The 17,772-nt window shown below is 70.9% G+C and carries 22 protein-coding genes and 1 pseudogene; 14 read left to right on the top strand and 9 right to left on the bottom strand.

Annotated elements, in window-relative coordinates; translation table 11 throughout:
- Positions 1–51 precede the first annotated feature (51 nt).
- The gene (locus OG500_RS11275) at positions 52–1,023 is read right to left on the bottom strand and encodes an amidohydrolase family protein (RefSeq protein ID WP_329579346.1); all 972 of its coding nucleotides are present in this window, start codon (positions 1,021–1,023) and stop codon (positions 52–54) included.
- On the bottom strand, positions 1,020–1,640 hold the full coding sequence (locus tag OG500_RS11270; RefSeq protein WP_327066417.1) for an NAD(P)-dependent oxidoreductase: 621 nt from the start codon (positions 1,638–1,640) through the stop codon (positions 1,020–1,022). Before OG500_RS11270 ends, OG500_RS11275 begins: the two co-directional genes overlap by 4 nt.
- Before the next feature lie 123 nt (positions 1,641–1,763).
- Here OG500_RS11270 and OG500_RS11265 point away from each other — a divergent pair, with 123 nt between their 5' ends.
- The 3 genes and pseudogenes from OG500_RS11265 to OG500_RS11255 all read left to right on the top strand — a co-directional run bounded on the left by OG500_RS11265 (position 1,764) and on the right by OG500_RS11255 (position 3,325).
- Positions 1,764–2,441, top strand: coding sequence for a TetR/AcrR family transcriptional regulator (locus OG500_RS11265; protein ID WP_327066416.1), 678 nt, complete (start codon positions 1,764–1,766; stop codon positions 2,439–2,441).
- Positions 2,442–2,627: 186 nt separating this feature from the next.
- A pseudogene (locus OG500_RS11260) lies at positions 2,628–2,828 on the top strand (hypothetical protein); the annotation flags it as partial.
- 224 nt (positions 2,829–3,052) lie between these two features.
- Positions 3,053–3,325, top strand: a complete 273-nt coding sequence (locus OG500_RS11255) for a hypothetical protein (protein WP_327066415.1) — start codon at positions 3,053–3,055, stop codon at positions 3,323–3,325.
- Positions 3,326–3,354: 29 nt separating this feature from the next.
- On the opposite strand, the gene OG500_RS11250 is transcribed toward OG500_RS11255, so the two are convergent.
- Positions 3,355–4,173 (bottom strand): alpha/beta fold hydrolase, encoded by an 819-nt coding sequence (locus tag OG500_RS11250; protein ID WP_329579341.1) that lies wholly within the window; start codon positions 4,171–4,173, stop codon positions 3,355–3,357.
- 2 nt (positions 4,174–4,175) lie between these two features.
- Positions 4,176–4,994 carry an alpha/beta fold hydrolase gene (locus OG500_RS11245; RefSeq protein ID WP_329579338.1) on the bottom strand — a complete coding sequence of 273 codons (819 nt, stop codon included), beginning with the start codon at positions 4,992–4,994 and terminating at the stop codon, positions 4,176–4,178.
- A gap of 113 nt (positions 4,995–5,107) precedes the next feature.
- Between OG500_RS11245 and OG500_RS11240 the strand changes: the two genes are divergently transcribed.
- Complete coding sequence (locus OG500_RS11240) at positions 5,108–5,695, top strand: TetR/AcrR family transcriptional regulator (RefSeq protein ID WP_327071505.1); 588 nt, start codon at positions 5,108–5,110, stop codon at positions 5,693–5,695.
- Here the strand turns inward: OG500_RS11240 and OG500_RS11235 are convergent.
- Entirely contained in the window at positions 5,671–6,600 is a 930-nt protein-coding gene (locus tag OG500_RS11235; RefSeq protein WP_329587494.1) for an alpha/beta fold hydrolase, read from the bottom strand. The two genes, OG500_RS11240 and OG500_RS11235, sit on opposite strands and share 25 nt — an antisense overlap.
- Positions 6,601–6,693: 93 nt before the next feature.
- On the opposite strand from OG500_RS11235, the gene OG500_RS11230 reads away from it, so the two are divergent.
- Together OG500_RS11230 and OG500_RS11225 are read left to right on the top strand one after the other, a co-directional pair.
- The gene (locus OG500_RS11230; protein ID WP_442907021.1) at positions 6,694–7,101 is read left to right on the top strand and encodes a winged helix-turn-helix transcriptional regulator; all 408 of its coding nucleotides are present in this window, start codon (positions 6,694–6,696) and stop codon (positions 7,099–7,101) included.
- Positions 7,102–7,177: 76 nt separating this feature from the next.
- On the top strand, positions 7,178–7,609 hold the full coding sequence (locus OG500_RS11225; RefSeq protein ID WP_327066412.1) for an SRPBCC family protein: 432 nt from the start codon (positions 7,178–7,180) through the stop codon (positions 7,607–7,609).
- A gap of 26 nt (positions 7,610–7,635) precedes the next feature.
- Here the strand turns inward: OG500_RS11225 and OG500_RS11220 are convergent, their stop codons facing one another.
- Positions 7,636–8,055 carry a hypothetical protein gene (locus OG500_RS11220; RefSeq protein WP_327066411.1) on the bottom strand — a complete coding sequence of 140 codons (420 nt, stop codon included), beginning with the start codon at positions 8,053–8,055 and terminating at the stop codon, positions 7,636–7,638.
- A 264-nt stretch (positions 8,056–8,319) separates the two neighbouring features.
- Entirely contained in the window at positions 8,320–8,601 is a 282-nt protein-coding gene (locus OG500_RS11215) for a helix-turn-helix domain-containing protein (protein WP_327071503.1), read from the bottom strand.
- A gap of 813 nt (positions 8,602–9,414) precedes the next feature.
- Here OG500_RS11215 and OG500_RS11210 point away from each other — a divergent pair.
- On the top strand, positions 9,415–9,639 hold the full coding sequence (locus tag OG500_RS11210) for a hypothetical protein (RefSeq protein WP_329579334.1): 225 nt from the start codon (positions 9,415–9,417) through the stop codon (positions 9,637–9,639).
- Between the two features lie 277 nt (positions 9,640–9,916).
- On the opposite strand, the gene OG500_RS11205 is transcribed toward OG500_RS11210, so the two are convergent.
- Positions 9,917–10,315 carry an STAS domain-containing protein gene (locus OG500_RS11205; protein WP_327066409.1) on the bottom strand — a complete coding sequence of 133 codons (399 nt, stop codon included), beginning with the start codon at positions 10,313–10,315 and terminating at the stop codon, positions 9,917–9,919.
- Between the two features lie 359 nt (positions 10,316–10,674).
- Between OG500_RS11205 and OG500_RS11200 the strand changes: the two genes are divergently transcribed.
- The 5 genes from OG500_RS11200 (at position 10,675) to OG500_RS11180 (ending at position 14,598) form a co-directional block, all read left to right on the top strand.
- The gene (locus tag OG500_RS11200) at positions 10,675–11,736 is read left to right on the top strand and encodes an acyl-CoA dehydrogenase family protein (RefSeq protein ID WP_329579332.1); all 1,062 of its coding nucleotides are present in this window, start codon (positions 10,675–10,677) and stop codon (positions 11,734–11,736) included.
- A complete protein-coding gene (locus OG500_RS11195) occupies positions 11,733–12,545 on the top strand; it encodes a PIG-L deacetylase family protein (RefSeq protein WP_329579329.1) in 813 nt (270 codons plus the stop codon). The genes OG500_RS11200 and OG500_RS11195 overlap by 4 nt, the downstream gene beginning before the upstream one ends.
- On the top strand, positions 12,542–13,207 hold the full coding sequence (locus tag OG500_RS11190; protein WP_329579326.1) for an SAM-dependent methyltransferase: 666 nt from the start codon (positions 12,542–12,544) through the stop codon (positions 13,205–13,207). The genes OG500_RS11195 and OG500_RS11190 overlap by 4 nt, the downstream gene beginning before the upstream one ends.
- A complete protein-coding gene (locus OG500_RS11185) occupies positions 13,204–13,920 on the top strand; it encodes a glycosyltransferase (protein ID WP_329579322.1) in 717 nt (238 codons plus the stop codon). Before OG500_RS11190 ends, OG500_RS11185 begins: the two co-directional genes overlap by 4 nt.
- Before the next feature lie 141 nt (positions 13,921–14,061).
- Positions 14,062–14,598 (top strand): ferritin-like domain-containing protein, encoded by a 537-nt coding sequence (locus OG500_RS11180; RefSeq protein WP_329579319.1) that lies wholly within the window; start codon positions 14,062–14,064, stop codon positions 14,596–14,598.
- A gap of 228 nt (positions 14,599–14,826) precedes the next feature.
- Here OG500_RS11180 and OG500_RS11175 read toward each other — a convergent pair whose 3' ends face one another.
- Positions 14,827–15,054 (bottom strand): hypothetical protein, encoded by a 228-nt coding sequence (locus OG500_RS11175; protein WP_327066403.1) that lies wholly within the window; start codon positions 15,052–15,054, stop codon positions 14,827–14,829.
- Positions 15,055–15,552: 498 nt separating this feature from the next.
- Between OG500_RS11175 and OG500_RS11170 the strand changes: the two genes are divergently transcribed.
- Both OG500_RS11170 and OG500_RS11165 read left to right on the top strand, forming a co-directional pair.
- Positions 15,553–15,756 carry a cold-shock protein gene (locus OG500_RS11170; protein ID WP_099897249.1) on the top strand — a complete coding sequence of 68 codons (204 nt, stop codon included), beginning with the start codon at positions 15,553–15,555 and terminating at the stop codon, positions 15,754–15,756.
- Positions 15,757–16,134: 378 nt separating this feature from the next.
- The gene (locus OG500_RS11165; protein WP_329579305.1) at positions 16,135–17,694 is read left to right on the top strand and encodes a DEAD/DEAH box helicase; all 1,560 of its coding nucleotides are present in this window, start codon (positions 16,135–16,137) and stop codon (positions 17,692–17,694) included.
- Positions 17,695–17,772: the final 78 nt, after the last annotated feature.

Genomic DNA, 17,772 nt, shown 5'->3' with positions numbered 1-17,772 from the left:
TTCTCCGACGCTCACGCACGGGTGGGCCGCAGCCGGCTCCCGCCTGGGACCTCAGAGACGCAGCAGGCGCCGCGCGTTGCCGGAACCGATCTTCTGCCTGTCGGCATCCGAGAGAGCGGTTCGTTCGAGGGCGGCGATGGCCGAAGCGGATGTCTCGTAGGGGTAGTCGATCGCGAACAGGACTGCGTCGGCGCCGATCACGTGGACGAGCGCCTCGACCGCGGCGGGGGACAGGACACCGCTCGTGGTGACGACCACATTCGTCCCGAAGTACTCGGACGGCGGCCGTTGCAGCGGGTTCGGGACGGCGAGGGTCGCGTAGCGGGAGTCGAACCTGGAGAGCTGGAAGGGCAGGAACTCGCCCGCGTGGCCGAGGATCATCCTCGCGTCCGGGTGGCGGTCGAAGACCCCTGCCATGATCACGCGCATCGCGTGTCCACCGGTGGTGGCCTGCCAGCTCCAGAGGGCGCCGTCGAGTTCGGGATGCCCGTCGAGGACGTGCCAGCTGTCCGCGGGAGGCATGCCCGGATGCAGATACAAGGGCACGTCGAGCTCGGCCAGCGTCGCCCACAGCCGGTCGAAGGCGGGGTCGTCGAGGTATCTGCCCTGAACGTGGTCGTTGACCAGGGCGCCCTTGAACCCGAGGTGCTCGACGGCGCGGCGCAGTTCGGTCACGGCGGCGCCGGGGTCCTGAAGGGGGAGCGCGGCGAACGCCGCGAACCTGTCGGGGTGGGCGTGGACGATCTCTGCGAGCGAGTCGTTGACGTAGCGGGCGTTGTCCACTGCGCGTTGCGCGTCGGGGTCGGCTTCGATCCCGGGGACGGTGAGGGAGAGCACCTGCATCGCGACGCCGTTCGCGTCCATGTCCGGCAGACGCAGGTCTGCGACGTCGGGAAGCCGCGCCATCACGTGTTCGACGAACGCCGGGTCGATGGTGCCGGGCAGCGTGATCGGCGGCCGACGTTCGGCGAGGCCCGGGACGGCGACGGCCTCTTCGACGGCGATGTAGCCGTTGCCGGTCATCGCGCGTTCCCCACGGGGACGAGGATCGTGGCGCCGTGGGTGGGGCGTTCGGCTTCGTCGAGCATGAGCGCGGCGGCGGTCGCGCGCGAGACGCGGGGCGGCCAGAACGGCTTCGGGTACTTCTCCAGCGGTATGTTGCGGCGGCCGGGGCTGATGCCGCCGACCTGCAGGTCGGGGGCGTGGAAGACGGTCGCCCCGCCGTTGAGGGCGATCGTGTCGGCGGCCGCCTTCTCCGGGAGCTGTCTGCCGATGACCATCTTCATGATCGCCTGGTACATCCCGCCGCCGGCGCCGGCCGAGGTTCCGGAGCCGAGCGCGCCGAGCGCGAGCGTGCGGACCGGCAGGCCGGCGAGCATCTTCGCGCCGGAGAGGAGTGTCCCGGGTTCGTCGCCCGTGCTGATCCCGAGGGCGGAGATCACGACGTCCACGTCGCCGAGGCCGGGGAACGATTCGGGCTTGGTGACGTCGGCCTGCCGGACCTCGACGGCGCCCTGCCCGGGCGGTGCGTAGGCCTGCGGGCTGCGCACCAGCGCGACGACTTCGTGGCCGCGTTCGACGGCCTGCTCGACGATCAGGCGCCCGACTTTGCCGGTGGCGCCGAGTACTGCGACACGCATGAACCGCTCCTCTGGCCGAACAGCTGTTGGTGATGTAAGTGAACAAGTGTTGGTTACGGGTGTCAAGTGCGGCCCCCCACTAGACTGAACAGTCGTTGGCGAACAGGCGGAAGGAGCGGGGCCTTGGAAGACGGCAGGCGGCGGCGCAACCCGCGCGGGCAGGGCGGACTGCTCCGCGACCAGTTGATCGAGGCGACGGCACGTCTGCTCGCGACCATGGACCGTCCGGAGACGCTCACGCTGCGCCAGGTCGCCCGCGAGGTCGGCGTCGCACCCGCGAGCATCTACAGTCACTTCCCCGACCTGACGGCACTCGTCGAGCACGTCCTGAAGCTGCGCTACGACGAACTCGGACGCCTGATGAACGACGCCGCTGCCGCCGCCACGACGCCGCTCGCCGAGCTCGTGGCCAGGTGCGCGGCGTACGTCCACTGGGGCGTCGAGCACCCCGGCGAGTACCGCACGATCATCGGCGGCGCGATGCCCGAACAGCTCGGCCCGCTCAACGCGCACGGCGCCGGCGAGGAGCTGCTCCAAGCTCTCGTCGTCGCGCTCGACCGCGCCGACGAGCGAGATGACGAGCCGGCCACGCCGGAGATGCAGTGGCGGGCCGGACTCGTCCTCTGGACCGGGATGCACGGACTGGTGTCGCTCTACAACAGTCACGGCACCATGCCCTGGCCGGCACTCGACGAACTCCTGGCCCGACTTCTCGGCCTCCACACCGGCTGTCCGGCAGCCACGATCCACGACCTCATCGCGGGCGCCCGAGCCGAAGCGCACACGGCGCGCACGGATTGACCCCCTGACTGTACGTACGTACTTCGACCCCGGCCGGTCCGTGCAACCGAAGCCGGGCCTGCTGCGCGCCGAATGGGATGCGTTCCGCGAGGGCGGGTTCACCACCGTGCGCTCGTTGGAGGAGGCACTCGTCGGCAATGTCCGCAAGGCACTGGCTGACGGCCCGATCGTGGAACGAAGCACAGCATGGCCTGGAGCACTGACGACGCTCCCCGGACCTTCACAGCACGAGGCGGACGAAACCACATGTCTGACACACCGGACGCCACGGTCGCGGCGCGCGGAGCCAGGGCCGTCGGCAAGCGGGAGGCGATCCTGCACGTCGCTGAGCGCCCCTTCGCCCTGAAGGGCTACGACGGCACAACGATGCGGCAAACCGCCGAGGTCGCAGGCATCCAACTCTCGCTCGTCGTCTACCACTTCACCTCGAAGATCGGCCTGTGCACTGCGATCTTCGAGGAGCGGCGGTATGTCAACGACGAACGGCTGGTGCGATTGATGACGATCTCCGACCTGCACGCCGACGACGCCGTCGAGAAGATCGTCGACGCCTTCACAGGCCCGGTCCTCGCCCTGACGAGGACCCGGACGACATCTGGTTCGCCCACCTCGTGCTGCGGGAGAGCTCCGATTCCTCAAGCCAGGAGCGTCCCGTCATCCGGGAGCACTCCGACCCGCTGGCCCGTGAGTTCATCAAGGCGCTCCAGGTGGCGCTGCCCGGGAAACCCGAAGGTTTCCACCAGTGGGCCTACCTGTTCTCCGTCGGTGCACTCACCCAAATCGCCTCCGACACCCGCATGCTGGCCCCGGCCGGGAACCCCGGTGACGACCACAAGCACGACTGGCTCCGGTCCTGTCTGGTCGCCGCCCTCCGAGACGGCTGAAAGTCTGGAGCCGGCTGCGGTTCATGTGCTCAACGAGTATCAATCGGTTGGAGCCGGATGAAGTCGAGGACGGTCTTCGCGACGGCCGCCGGGTCCTCCAACGGCATCGCATGGCTGAGCCCGGCCATCGTGAGGCAGGAGGCGTTGCGGAGGCGGCGGGCGAGCGCGCGGTTGCGTGCGCGGTACGGGCTGCCCAGGCGCTCGCCCTCGCCGCCGTCGACCAGCAGCACCGGTTGTTCGAGAGTCTCGACGCCCGCGGTACCGCTGTCCCACCCGACCAGTGCCGCGATTTCACGGTCGAAGAAGTACCGGCCACTTGCGACGGATTCGGCCAGGCCTCGGGCGCCGAGGGCGCGGGCGAGCACGTCCCGGTAGCCCGGGCTCATCACGTCGCCCAGGAACAGGTCGAAAGCGCGCTCCAAGTCCCCCTCGTGGGCGGCGGAGATCGCCTGGCCGATCGCCGGATTCCGCGTTTCACCGGCGGCGGGGGGCGCGGCGGGTTCCAGCGCGATCAGCGAGTGCACCAGGTCCGGGTACGCGCCGGCCAGGTGCAGCGCGATGCTTGCGCCGCTGGAGTGGCCCACCACGTGCGCGCGGTCGATCCCGGCGCCGTGCAGGACTTCGGCGAGGTGCCTGGCGTGATCGGCGACGGTCAGATGCCCGCTCAGGTCGCGGCCGGCGCCGTAACCCGCGCGGTGCGTGCGCACCACGCGGTGGCCCGGCAGCAGCGCGGCGAGCGGCGCGAACCAATCGGCGCCGAAGGACGCGTGCACCAGCAACACCGGTTCGCCGGCGCCCTCATCCCAGTACACGATGCTCGCGTCGGTGCTCAGATGGGTGGCGGCCACGGTCAGTTGCCCTCGCTGTGGCGGTCGATGAAGGAGCTGACGACCTCGAAGTAGCGCTCCGACTGCTCGATCTCGATCAACTCGCCGGCGTCTTGGAAGACGACCAGCTCCGATGCCGGTATTTCGCGTGCGAGTTCCTCGGACAGCGGCATCGGGGTGCAGTGATTGTTGTCACCGCACAGCACCAGCGTCGGCCGGGTGATCTCGCCGAGGCGGGCCGAGGTGTCGTGGGCCGCGATCATGTCGATCCGCTTGAGGTCGATCTCGCGGTCGCCGGGCCCCGTGTGCATGCTGCTCGCGATCTCGATCCAGTCGGCCACGCGGTCGGGGTGCTCGAAGGTGAACCGCGGCGAGAAGAGGAACAGGGCGTATGCGGAGATGACGTCGAAGCGGTCCCACTCCGCGGCGATCTTGCGCCGGATCTCGAACTCGCGGTGCATGAACGCGTCGAACCGCGCGAACGAGGAGGAGAGCGTGAGCGAGCGGACGAGGTCGGGGCGCTCGAGCGCGAGGTGCTGCGCGATGGCCCCGCCGGTGGAGGCACCCACGATGTGCACCGAGTCCAGGCCGAGGCGCTCGATGAGCGCAAGCATGTCCAGGGCCAGACGGCCGGTGGTGTATCCGGTCTCGGCGCGCGTGCTGCGCCCGGTGCCACGCTGGTCGGGCAGGATCACGAAGTACCGCTCGGCGAAGCGGTCGATCTGCGGTCCCCAGCTGCGCCCGACGCCGCCGAGGCCCGAGATCAGGAGCACCGGCGGATGGGCGGGGTCGCCGTGGGTCTCGTAGTACTGGTCGATGTCCTGCATGCTGAACGTAGCCATGGTCGTGGCCTTCCCGTTGATTCGGAACAGATCTGCTCCGTTTCGAAATGTACGCCGCGCGCCAGGCGGAACGCAACAGCCCTGTTCCGTTATAGAGTCGGAGGGTGGATTCCATGCAGCGCGCGGCCGGACGACGGCGCGACCCCCGCACCGACACCGCCGCCCTCGACGCGGTGCTCGACCTCGTCGCCGCGGGCGCGACCTTGTCCGGCCTTTCGCTGGTCACCATCGCCGAGCACGCCGGGGTCTCGCGCAACTCCCTCTACCGGCGATGGAAGACCAAGGACGCCCTCTACCTCGACGTCCTCGACGCGATCAACCGGGCACTTCCCGAGTTCACCGGGCCCTCGGTCCGCGAAGACCTCGCCGCGTATCTCGCGGAACTGATACGACGCACGCTCGACCCGCGCGCCGCGGCAGTCCTGCGTGCCTTGCAGGCTGAGGCCGCGGCCTTCCCGGAGTTGCACCGCCGCTACTTCGACGAGATCGTCGCCCCCCGCCGCCGAGCCGTCTACGGCATTCTGCGGCGGGGTGTCGACTCGGGCGAACTCAGGCCCGACCTGGATGTCGAGTTCGCCGGTGAGGTTCTCGTCGCGCCCGTGTTGGCCCGCCTCGGCACCGGTACCGTCGAAACCCTCGACCCGGCCGCGACCAGCCGCCGGATCGTCGACCTGCTCTACGGCGGCATCGAAGCGCGCTGAGGCCTGAACTTCGACCCAGACCGTGGCGCCGACCGCTCTCCCGTCCTGTCACTCGTGCCCGGAGCGACTCGGCCGAGGAACCCGGTGAGGAGTTCGACCAGTGCGTCGGGCCTGTCGAGTGGGATGATGTGCCCGCATTCGGGGATGACATGTCCGGTCAGGTCATCGGCGACGGGCTGGAGTTGGCGATGCAGCGCCGCGCCGACGGGATGGGCGCCGACGGCGAGAGCCGGGACGGTCAGGCGGCCGTGGGCGACGGCCGATTCGATCTGCCGGGCGCTCGCGGGCATCGCGCGGTAGTGCTCGAACGCGCAGCGCAGGGAATCGGCGCCGGTGTAGGCGGAGACGAAGGCGTCGCGGATGTCGGTGCGGATCTCGCGTGCCTGGAGGCCGGTGGTGAGGAACCAGTCCACGTACTCGGCCTCGTGTCCGAGGAGAACCGTCTCGGCCAGGCCTGGTACGGCGTGGAAGCCGAACCACCACGGTTGGCCGCCGGCCAGGAAGCCTTCGGCTCCGGGAAGCCGGCCGAGCAGGGCCTCGATGAGTACCAGTCGGCGCACGCGGCGAGGTCGACGCATCGCCAGCAGGAAGGCCGGGGCGGCACCGGCGTCGATGCCCACGACGGCGGCGTCCCGTGCGCCGAGCGCGGCCAGCACGCCTTCGGCGTCGGCGGCGAGGTTCTCGGCGTCGTAGCCGTCGGCGGCGCGCGTGCTCTCGCCGAGTCCGCGCAGGTCAGGGGCGATGACGCGGTACCGCGTGGCCAGTGGATCCATGATGTCGCTCCACAGCCTCCAGGTGTGCGGGAAGCCGTGCAGCAGGAGGAGCGTCGGGCCGGTTCCGCACACTGCCACGTTCACCTCGATGCCGTTGGCGGTCAGGCGACGAAGGTCGACGGGTAGGGGCATGCACGCTCCCTGGGTGGTTACGATCGGATACTCAGTGACCGTAGGGGAGCTGTTTTGCGAGGCCAAGACGGCACTTTTTCGTCAGGCGGTGAGGTGAAGGTGACCGACTCTTCGACAGGCGCGCGAGGTGATCTGTTCGATCCGGCGTGCCCGACCAGGCAGTTGCTGGACCGGATCGGCTCGAAGTGGACCTCCATGGCGGTCAAGGTGCTTGCTGCGGCGGCGCCGGGAGAGGTGCGGTTCGCCGAACTGCGGCGCCGCATGCCCGGTGTGTCGCAGAAGATGCTTTCGGTGACTCTGCAGAGCCTGGTCGGGGACGGTCTCGTCGCCCGGCGCGTCGAGCCGACCGTCCCGCCTCGGGTCCATTACCGGCTGACCGAGCTCGGACTCTCCTTGGAGGAGCCGCTCTCCGCGCTTCGCGCATGGGCCGAGGAGCACATGGGCGAGATCGATCGCGCCAACCGTCGAACCGGCGGCTGCGAGCGTTCCGGGGAGTCTTGACCGTATCAAGGTCCAATCCATCCGGCGCTCGGCGACGAATGAGGGGGACGGACGGAGCTGTCGGAAGGAGTACGACGTGGTTGCGGTTTCCCGCACTTTCACAGTCCACCAGCCCGTGGAGAAGGTCGTGGACTATCTGGCGGACTTCGCGAACGCGCGCGACTGGGATCCCGGGACGCTCAGCTGTGTGCGCGAAGACACCGGGCCGCTGCGCGTCGGCTCACAATGGGTCAACACCTCCGCGTTCATGGGCCGCAGAACGGTTCTGACGTACCGCCTCGAGACGCTCGAGCCGCGGCACCTGGCGTTCCAGGGCACGAATGAGTCGGCTACCAGCCGCGACGACCTCCGCTTCGCCGAGGTGCCGCGCGGCACCGAGATCACCTACCGTGCCGAGATCACGTTCGCCGGCGCACTGCGCATGCTCAGCCCCCTTCTACGCCTGCCCTTCGAGCGCCTCGCCGACCGCGTCGTCGCGCAGATGACCCACGTCGTCGATGCCCTTTGACACTGAGGCCGAACGCCCCGGCCGAGCTAGCTAGCTAGCTCGGCGACGCCGACCGCCGGGCGCGCCGGTCGACTGCGCCGTGGTGCAGGGCAGGTGGGAGTGGCCGCGATGGCTGGTGTGGCGCCCGGATCGAGTGGGTTCGCGGTGACGAGCAGGTCGGCTCCGAGGGTGGTGACGGTGAAGCCCGCGGCGTCGAGGACCTCCGAGAGGGCCAGCATGAGCGCGCCGCGGATACCGCGGAACTCGGTGCGCCCGGCGGCGTCGGCGGGATGCGGGCAGGCGTGGAGTGTCGGTCCGATCAGATCCTCGCCCGGCCTCCATCCCAGTACCAGGCCGGCCCCTGGGCGCAGCCGGACGGAGAGCCCGGCCGCCCGCGGCGGTGCCAGCTCGAACCCGTGGAGAGAGAGAACTTCGCAGACAGACACAAACAGATGTTTGTCATCCACGCGAAGATTCTAGCGCCTGTATGGCCAGCCGATAACCGCTAGTGACGGATCGTCACGCAGCTCGCCGGGTATCACCGGTACCGCTTCGGATCGGGAGCGGGGGGATGCCCGTTCGACAGAGGTGACCGTGAACTCTGCTGCGCTGCCACGCTTGTCACCGCCCGCGCTCTCACCGCCGGCCCGGCGGCGTCGTCTTCCGCGGGGCGGCCTGCGGTGAGCACCTGTCGCTCACCGCGGACCGGTCTCATCGGCCTGGCGGGCGGGTCAGGTGTCGGCGGCGGGCTCCTGGCCGGGCTGGGAGCGGCGGAGTTGTTCGTTGATGCGCAGGGCTTCTTCGAGTTGGTCTTCGAGGATGACGATGCGGCAGGCGGCGTCGACGGCGGTGCCCTGGTCGACGAGATCGCGGGCACGCATGGCGATGCGCAACTGGTAACGGGAGTAGCGGCGGTGGCCTCCGTCGGAGCGAAGTGGGGTGATGAGGCCCTGTTCGCCGAGGGAGCGCAGGAAGCCGGGGGTGGTTCCGGTCATCTCGGCGGCGCGGCCCATGGTGTAGGCGGGGTAGTCGTCGTCGAGGGAGTCGGGGGTGTGGGGTCGGATGGTTGCCGTGGTCACTGCACCTCTTCTTGATCGTGTCGGGGACGCGCTGAGGGGCCCCGGGGCCATTGCGGCTCCCGGGGCCCCGAAGGGTATTTACACCATCTACCGGCCTTGAGGCCGGGTTCCTTATGTCCGCACGGCCCCGGGGGAGGGGGCGTGCGGGGATCGCGTATGCGTGACCGGAAACCACCGTCCTTGCCTTGGGGTCTTCGGATTCCGCCCGGGTGAATGCCTCACGGGCCGGGCGATCCTGATGGCGCTCTGTCCCCTCCATTCATCCTCTGTACTGACTGGACTACTGCGAACTGCGGGTACTTCCAACTGCCGGGTAACGCGACCTGCTCGGTACGGCTGAACTGCCAACCGCTGGTCAACCCAACTTCACCTGCTGGTAGTGCACTTGCTGAACTGCGGTACCGCTGATGGCGGCCCCTGATACCCGCGGGCCGCCCGGCCCGGCCGCCGGTCCTGTCGCCTCACTGCACCATTCCTGGCTTCAGAACCCTGCAACCGTGCCGACCTGCGAACTTCCGTACTGCTGACCGCCAGTTCGTGTCTGGCGGGTACCGCTCGACCGCGTCTACGAGAGAAACCCTAGCCACGGATCGGGGCAATGTCTACTCCAGCGAGCACAGATTTTTCCATGGCGGTCGGGGAGGTATTCTCCGTCCCGCGCGGGGGCGGGCCGGTCCCGCAGCCGCGCCCCTGCCGCAGGACGCCGCGTGCAGCGGCCCAGGACTACGAATGAATGGGAGGCGAGCGGTGGAAGGGCCGCAGGCCGCGCCGCACGTGCGCATCCCCGACCCCCATACCCAGGCGTCGCTGGCGGCGGCCATCGCCGAAGCCGTGCGCGACCAGGACGAGCGGGTCCTGCGCAGGCTGCTGGCCCGCTTCGCCGAGCAGGCCGTCATCGCCGACCTGCCCGCCCTGCGCGACGCCCTCGACGCCACCCGGCAGCACAGCAGTCGGCCGCCGGCACCCCGGTAGTCGGCCTGGCGCCACAGCGCCCGCTGGGTCGGAGCGCCCCGAACGATCGCGAGGATCCGCTGGTGGTCCGGCGGCAGCGCGTCCACGTCCACGCCGGGCCCGCGGTGCGGGACCAGCGAGCTCTGCCCGGTCCCGGGCCACGGTAGGACGGTAGGGGGGCTCGGGCCCGAAGGGTCGCTAGGTGAGCCTTCGGGCCGCAGCCGCGCAGGGCGGCCCTTCGGGCGGTGGGGTCAACGCTGGCAGCCAGCAGCCCTGCGGAGGATGTCCATCGGCGATGTCACGGAGCGCCCTGGGAACTCGTGGACACCGGATCGAGGGTGGCCAGTGCCGACTCGACATCAGGCTGGACCGGGTGGGTGAGACCGATTCCGGTGAGGCGGAAGAGCTTGTCGACGGTGGGAGTCAGAGCCGTAAGCGTCAGACTCCCGCCGGCCAGCCTTGTCTCGCGCATCGAGCGGATGATGACGTTCAGGCCCGACGAGTCCATGAACGGCACTCCGCTCAGATCCACGATCACGTGCTTGCGGCCGTGGGACAGCTGGTTGGCGAGGTGGACGTAGAGCAACGGCCCGGTGTCGATGTCGAGTTCACCGGTCACCGACAGCACGGCTACCTGATCCCGGATCACACAGCTCACGGTCAGCCCGGTGGTGCCGTCGGAGATCGGGGTGGACATCGGTCAAGCCTCCTGAGCGTCTGGCGGGGTCGCCCTCGTCTGCCCCGACCGCGCGGAGCCATGCCTGCGCCTTCGGGCGGATCGGCGACACGGCGCACCGCTGCGCCGATGTGAAGCTCCTGAAGCGAGGCCGATCGGTCGGGTCGCCGCTCGGGGCGGGGCCGCTCCGGGCGTGCGGGCGCCCGGCGTGCGGTGCAGAGTCGGAGCAACGTCGAGTGTCTGCGCCGCTCCGCCCGGCGCAATGGTGAGGAGTACGACGTGATCGCTGGATCGTCCTTGCGGCCCTCCGTCCTGCCGCCATGGCCTGCGCGGTCCCCGCGGCAGCCTGATCCCCGCAGGACCGACAGGGCCGGTAGCCCATGAGCGCCACCGAAACGGGAGTCGGCGTGCGGGGCAGCTGGAACGAGGCCGCCAGGACCGGTGCCGGTGCGGAGGACCACCGCCGGTGCGTCGCCGAGGCGTTCACACGGATGGCGGCCTGCGGCGAGCTGGATCTGCCGCTGCCCGGCGGGGGGCGGACCCGTGCCCGTTGGGAGGCGCTCACCCGCTGGGCTCAGTGGGACCTGTCGCTGGCCCGGCTTGCCGAGGGCCACACGGACGCCGTCGCGATCCTCGCCGAACTCGGCATACCGGCAACGGAAGACCTGCCGACGGCTGCGGACGGCGCCCGCTGGGGGGTGTGGGCGGCCGAACCGCCCGGCTACACCCTGGAGGCACGCCGGCTGCCGGGCGGATGGCGGCTCTTCGGCGTGAAACCCTTCTGCTCGGGCGCCCGGGTGTGCACGCACGCGCTCGTGACCGCCCGCGAAGGGGAGCGGCGGCGTCTGTTCGCCGTCGAGGTCGAGCAGCCTGGTGTCGGCCCGCTGCCGGACAGCTGGCCCGGCCCGGGCATGGCGGGCAGCGACACCCTGGACGTGAACCTCGACGGCGTCCGGGCCAGCCCGGTCGGAGAGCCGGGCGCCTACCTGGAGCGTCCCGGATTCCACCACGGAGGGATCGGTGTCGCGGCTTGCTGGCACGGCGGTGCCCGCGCGGTCGCCCGCACGCTGCTGACCGCCTCGCGCACGTGGGACCTGGACCCGCACGCCCTGGCGCACCTCGGCGCCGTCGACGCCCGTCTGGCCACCGTCGACACGCTGCTTGCCAGTGCCGCCGCGGCCGTGGACGCCGATCCCCTCGACACGGACGGCACCGCGCACCGTCGCACGATGCGCGTGCGTGCCGCCGTCGAGAACGCCGCCGCCGACGTCCTGGCCCGGGTCGGCCGGGCGCTGGGCGCCGCCCCGCTGGGCCATGACGCCGTTCATGCCCGCGCCGTCGCGGACCTGACGGTCTACCTGCGCCAGCACCATGGCGAGCGTGACCTGGCCGCCCTCGGCAAGGCCGCCAGCGGCACCCGACTGGAATGGGAGGAGATGTGACGAGCCACCCGGCCCCGCCACCGACCGCTCTCGCCCCGAAGCGGACTGCAGCCGACCCCATCCAGGAGACCGGGACGCCCGAAGAGGACTGGCAGACCTGGCCCGCACTTCGCAGCCTTCCCGTCATCGACCCGCTCGCCTGCCTGCCGGCCCCGCGGGACCGTCCCCCGAGGGTCCTGGTGGTGGCCGCCCACCCCGACGACGAGGTCCTCGGCTTCGGCGGCACGATCGCCGTCCTCGCGGCAGCCGGCGTCCGGGTGCGCCTGGTGTCCGTCACCGACGGCGAGGCCTCCCACCCGCACAGCACCGCCCCCGCGGCCCGCAACCTCGCGGCCGTCCGCACACGGGAACTGCGCCAAGCGCTGGGCCAGTTGGGTGCCGACGTGCAGAGCGTGGCACTGGGCCTGCCCGACAGCGGGCTCGCCCGGCACGAACAGGGACTGACCAGTGAGCTGGCCGGACTGCTGGCGGACTGCGACCTGTGCGTGGCGCCGTTCAGCCGGGACCTGCACCCGGACCACGAGGCCGCGGGCCGCGCAGCACTGGCGGCCGGCACGGCACGGGGCGTGCCCGTGTGGGAGTACCCGGTGTGGGCGTGGCACTGGGCGGTGCCCGGCGATCGACGGCTGCCCTGGCACCGCGCGGCCCGCATCGCGCTGCCTCCGGCCGCCCGGGCCCGCAAGCGCGCGGCACTGCAGTGCTTCCGCAGCCAGATCGAGCCGCTCGGCGATGGGCCGCAGGACGAGGCGATCCTGCCTCCCGCCGAACTTGCCCATTTCAGCCGCGACTTCGAGGTGATCTGGCGATGACCACGCCCCACGCGACCACGGGAGCACAGCCGCAGGACACCGGAACGCCGGGGACCTACTTCACCCGCATGTATGCCGATCACGACGATCCCTGGCAGCTCGCGGAACGCTGGTACGAGCAGCGCAAGTACGCCCTGACGCTCGCGGCCCTCCCCGAGCCGGTCTACCGCAGCGCGTTCGAGCCGGGCTGCTCGGTCGGAGTCCTGTCCGCCATGCTCGCCGATCGCTGCCAGGCCCTCCTGTCCTGCGACCGGGAGGAGCGCGCCCTCGCGCAGGCACGGGTCCGCCTCGCCCAGCTACCGCACGTGCAGGTGGAGCACCGTCTGCTGCCCGACGATTGGCCCGCGAAGAGCTTCGACCTCATCGTGCTGTCCGAGCTGCTGTACTACTTCACCACCGCCGCCACCGCCGACATCCTGGACCGCGCGGTGCACTCCCTGGAGCCGGGAGGGACCGTGCTGCTCGTCCACTGGCGCCACCCGGTCGCCGACCACGCCCGCAGCGCCGAAGCCGTTCACGACCAGGCCCGCAGCCATCCCGCCCTGGTGCGGATCGCCGCGCACACCGAGCCGGACTTCCTCCTCGACGTCTTCACCCGGCCCGAACAGCCCGGCACCCCGGCGGCCCGCCTCTCGGTCGCCGCCTTGGAGGGGCTGACGTGATCCGTGCGCTGGCTGCCGTCGTCCCCGCCCGCGACGAGGAGGAACTGCTCGGCGACTGCCTGGACGCGCTGCACCGGGCCATCCGCCACCCGCGCGTACGCGACCTGCCCAGCCGGGTGATCGTGGTGGCCGACGCCTGCACGGACGGCACCGCGGCCATCGCCCGCGGGCACGGTGCGGAACTGCTGGAACTGACCGCGGGCAACGTCGGGGCGGCTCGCGCGGCCGGCAGCGACCGCGCCCTGGACAGCACCCTCGCCTCCTGGCCGGGTCTCACCCTGGACAGTGTGTGGCTGGCCCACACCGACGCCGACTCCCGAGTCCCGGCCGACTGGCTCGCCCACCAGCTCGCCCACGCGGCCCGCGGCTGGCACGCGGTCGTGGGCACCGTCCGCGTCGCGGACTGGACCGGCCACCCGGAAGGCGCCGCCGCCGCCTTCCGACGGCACTACCAGCGCAAGTGGACCGCTGACGGGCATCGCCACGTCCACGGGGCGAACCTCGCCGTGCGGGCCGACGCCTACCGCGCAGCCGGCGGCTTCCGGCCGCTGCCCGCCGGCGAGGACAGCGCCCTGGTCACCGCCCTGGAAGCCGCCGGCCACCGCATCCAACGCACTGCCCGCAGCCCCGTCACCACCTCCGCGCGACGCAATCCCCGCGCCCGCGGCGGATTCGGTGACTTCCTGCGCGACCTCGACCCCCTGACCGGCTGACACCCCGAGCGGCCCAACCGTGAGCGGAAACGGCATCGGTGTGGTGCGAATCGGTGGTGTCGTGCCCGTCCCGGTGTCACGTCGCCCGGCATCGGGAAGGCGTCTGCGGACCCTCCCCCCTCCACCACTTGGGAGTACCGCATGGCAGGCGACGACTTCGTCATCGACGTGACCCGGATCCGGGACGAGGCCCGGCAGAAAATGGCCGAAGGAGCCGTGACCAGCACCTACGGCTTGGACGCCGAGAAAGTGATCGCCGTACTGAACGACGTGGTCGCCACCGAGGTGGTCTGCTGGCTGCGCTACACGCGGCACGCGATCTCCGCCGCCGGCATCGACCGCGCCCAGGTGGCCGCGGAGTTCACCGAGCATGCCGCCGAGGAGATGCAGCACGCCCTGCGGGCCGCCGGGCGGATCGCCCAGCTCGGCGGCGAACCCGACTTCGACCCCGCCACCCTCGCCCAGCGCGCCCACACCGACTACACCACGCCGGCCGAGAAGGACCTCAGGGCCATGCTGGAGCACAACCTGCTGGCCGAGCGGATCGTCATCTCCACCTACCAGGAGATCGCCCGCTGGCTCGGCGACCACGACCCCACCACCCGGCGTCTCATCGAGTCCATCCTCGAAGAAGAGGAAGAACACGCCGACGACCTCACCGACCTGCTCGCCGGCTGACCTGGACGGGTTGGCAGCGGACTCAGGGCCGGCCGTTCCCTGGCCGGGCAGCCGCACGAGAGCCGGCCGGCCAGGGCAGTCACAGCCACGGAGGAGATCGCGATGGTGAAACTCCTCCACAAGCCTCGGCGCTGACGGTGAAGCCCGCGGCGTCGAGGACCTCCGACAGGGCCGGCACGAGCGCGCCGCGGATACCGCGGAACTCGGTACGCCCGGCGGCGCCCTGGGTCAGAGTTTGAACATGGCGGTGTACGGCTGGGTGATGCGTTCTTGCCGCGATCCGAAGTCGACGAGTACGGCGATGTCGCTGTCGCCTTCGACGCCGATGGCCCGGCCGAGGCCGTAGCGGTCGTGGGTGACGCGGTCGCCCACGGCGAACCGCTTCAGGGGCGCCTCGACCCGGGCCTTGAAGGGACTGGTGGGCAGGGGCCGGCGGACTGCTACTGATTTCGTCATTCCTTGCAGTATGCGCCGGAAATCGCGGGGCGGGCCCGTTCGCCGGGACCCGACTGCGAATGAGGTGGAGTTTCGGATCGGTTCGCGCTGTCTCCGCTGCTGCCGATGACGGCTGGCACGGTGGCCGACCCGTGTCCGGGGTCGGCGTGTCGGGGGCTTGTCCGCGTCGCACCGCTGGCGGAGCCACCGCTCCGGAGAGGCCACCAGGCGATCAACAAGCCTGTTCACACGGTGTGTTGATGCTCCTGGCTGCTCGGGTCGGCGGCCCGGCGGGGGAGGGTCCTGCGAAACTGGGGGTGACATATTCCGCCGTGGCGGGCCCGGGGCTGCTAGAGTCTTCTTAGTTGCAGTAGTGGTTCCCATGAACTTTGTGTGCGCCTGCTGATGTTTCGCAGGCGCATTTCTGTTTCCCGGCTCTTCCCCGGGTGGGTGCTCATCGCGGCGACTCGGAGCCCGCGCTGTGCGTGCTCCGGACAGCCCCTTGAAGGAGAATTTTTTATGGCTAATGGCACTGTGAAGTGGTTCAACGCGGAAAAGGGCTTCGGCTTCATCGAGCAGGACGGTGGCGGCGCTGACGTCTTCGCCCACTACTCGAACATCAACGCCAACGGCTTCCGTGAGCTGCTCGAGGGCCAGAAGGTCGAGTTCGACGTCACGCAGGGCCAGAAGGGCCCGCAGGCCGAGAACATTCGTCCGCTGTAGTTTTTCTGCCATGGCACCCGCCTAGCAGCGAGGGGCCCGCACCGCGTACATGATGCCCGGTGCGGGCCCCTCGGCCTTGCGCCACCATGCTTTTACCCGGCCGTTCAGGCCCCCTGGCTCCGCCACCGGCGGCCATCCCCACGCGAGACGCCCAGCGCCGCGTCCGGATCGGCGCCGCCCTGCCGTGACATCCCACGGTTCGAGGTCCTCGCTCCCGCCCCTTCGCGGTGAGCGCCGACCGTAGGTGACGTGCCGCACGGTTCTACCGTCCACGCCCCGCCTGTCACATCTCTCGGCCCGTTCCCTTGCGGTCTCCCGTCGGCGCCCCGCGCCGCGGAGCCTTCCTTGCGACGTGCCGCCCTGAGGAAGGTCTCCCGCATGAATCGTTCCAGTCGCTCCTCGTACCAGAACGCCAACTCCCGCTCCGGCGCAGGCTCCCGCTCCGGCGGCGGCTACGGATCCCGCTCCGGCGGCAGCTCCTTCTACGGCGACAGGCCCACCGGCGGCCGGAACTCCTCCGGCCGCGGTGCCCGTCAGAACTCCTCCCCGCAGGGCGAGTTCGCGATGCCGGTCAGTACCACCCCGGCGCTGCCGGCCGTCGAGTCGTTCGACGAACTGGACATGCCCAAGGCGCTGCTGTCGGTGCTGACCCGCCAGGGCGTCACCTCGCCGTTCCCGATCCAGGCCGCGACGCTGCCGAACTCGCTGGCCGGACGCGACGTGCTGGGACGCGGCCGCACCGGCTCCGGCAAGACCATCGCGTTCGGTCTCGCGGTGCTCGCCCGCACCGCCGGCCAGCGGGCCGAGCCGCGCCGGCCGCTGGCCCTGGTGCTGGTGCCCACCCGCGAGTTGGCGCAGCAGGTCACCGACGCCCTCACCCCCTTCGCCCACGCGGTGCGGCTGCGGATGGCGGCCGTGGTGGGCGGGATGTCGATCGGCCGCCAGGCCCAGGTGCTGAACCGCGGGGCGGAGGTCGTGGTGGCCACCCCCGGCCGCCTCAAGGACCTGATCCAGCGCGGCGACTGCCAGCTCGACGGCGTCGGCATCACCGTGCTGGACGAGGCCGACCAGATGGCCGACATGGGCTTTCTGCCGCAGGTGACCGAGCTTCTCGACCAGGTCGCCGAGGGCTGCCAGACGATGCTGTTCTCGGCCACCCTGGACCGCAACGTCGACCGGCTGGTGCGGCGCTTCCTCACCGACCCGGTCACCCACTCGGTGGACCCCTCGGCCGCGGCGGTCAGCACCATGGAGCACCACGTCCTGCACGTCCAGAGCCGGGACAAGGACGCCACGATCGCGCACATCGCCTCGCGCGAGGGCGGCGTGATCATGTTCACCGACACCAAGCACGGCGCCGACCGCCTGGTGGACCACCTGCTCTCCACCGGGGTGAAGGCCGCGGCGCTGCACGGGGGCAAGTCCCAGCCGCAGCGCACCCGCACCCTGGAGCAGTTCCGCACCGGCGCGGTGACCGCGCTGATCGCCACCAACGTCGCCGCCCGCGGCATCCACATCGACGGGCTCGACCTGGTCGTCAACCTGGACCCGCCGAGCGACCACAAGGACTACCTGCACCGCGGCGGACGCACCGCCCGGGCCGGCGAGTCCGGCACCGTCGTCACCCTCGTCCTGCCCAACCAACGCCGTGAGATGGCCCGCATGATGACCACCGCCGGCATCACCCCCGAATCCACCCGGGTCACTGCCGGCGACGAGGAACTGGCTCGGATCACCGGCGCCCGCGTGCCCACCGGCGTCCCCACCGCGATCGCCGACCCCGTCGTCGAGCGCCCTCGTCGCAGCCCGTCCACGGGACGCAACCGCCGCAGCCGCCCCGCCTACGCCGGCGGCGACGCCCGGGCCGCTGCCGGTCGCGACAACCAGGGCTCCTCCGGCCGTCGCCGGGCGCCCAGGCGCGTCGCCCTCGCCGCGTAGCACCCAGCCCAGCGGGCCCGGCTCGCAGTGCGGACCGGGCCCGCGCAGCTCGCCGAGTTGGCGACACCGGCTTCCTGC

It is taken from the genome of Kitasatospora sp. NBC_01250 (assembly GCF_036226465.1).
Classification (GTDB): Bacteria; Actinomycetota; Actinomycetes; order Streptomycetales; family Streptomycetaceae; genus Kitasatospora.
Note: the sequence above shows the minus strand (reverse complement) of the source record. Positions and strands in the feature narration are given on the sequence as shown.